The sequence below is a fragment of the Aeromonas sobria genome, from assembly GCF_050266975.1.
Lineage (GTDB): Bacteria > Pseudomonadota > Gammaproteobacteria > Enterobacterales > Aeromonadaceae > Aeromonas > Aeromonas sobria_B.
The window spans coordinates 1-599 of sequence record NZ_JBKISU010000092.1 but is presented as its reverse complement, the minus strand read 5'-3'; the positions used below and the strand labels follow the sequence as shown (position 1 = coordinate 599).

Sequence of the window (599 nt, the reverse complement as noted above, 5' to 3'; positions counted from 1 at the left end):
CCCGAAGGAAGGTGACCAAAATAAATTTTGGTTTTCGCCAAGAAGTTTCCAAAGCACTTGTAACAAATGTTTGAGAACTACTTTTTAAATCAGCTTTCCAGATTGTTAAAGAGCATGTTTGCAACGGTCAGTGACCGAAGAAAACAGACATAAACATGACTGCTTATGTCTGTATTCTTGAGCTGCGAAGAGAAGTGGCGTCCCCTAGGGGATTCGAACCCCTGTTACCGCCGTGAAAGGGCGGTGTCCTAGGCCTCTAGACGAAGGGGACGAAAATCATGCTTTGCGAAGGTTACTTCGCAATGATTTTCGTAAAGGCGACGCCGAGCCTGCGAGGCTAGCGGCCTTTAGCGCTGTTCGTTGTTATTGCTAACTCTGAGTCGGGTAACGACTTGCGTCGCTATTCACATCCCAACCCAACGAACGGGCTTCTCTCATTCAACCGAAGTTGAATCAGAACCGATGCATCGCTGCATCAGGTCTTTGCTCTAACTACTTTGAATCAAGGCAATCTGTGTGAACACTCAACAACACGACATCTTAAGGTAAGGAGGTGATCCAACCCCAGGTTCCCCTAGGGTTACCTTGTTACGACTTCA

The 599-nt window shown here is 47.1% G+C and carries 1 tRNA gene and 1 rRNA gene; both read right to left on the bottom strand.

The window, feature by feature from the left end:
• Positions 1–195 precede the first annotated feature (195 nt).
• Positions 196–271, bottom strand: a tRNA-Glu gene (locus ACLHZ1_RS20565).
• Positions 272–546: 275 nt separating this feature from the next.
• Positions 547–599, bottom strand: a 16S ribosomal RNA gene (locus ACLHZ1_RS20560); the annotation flags it as partial.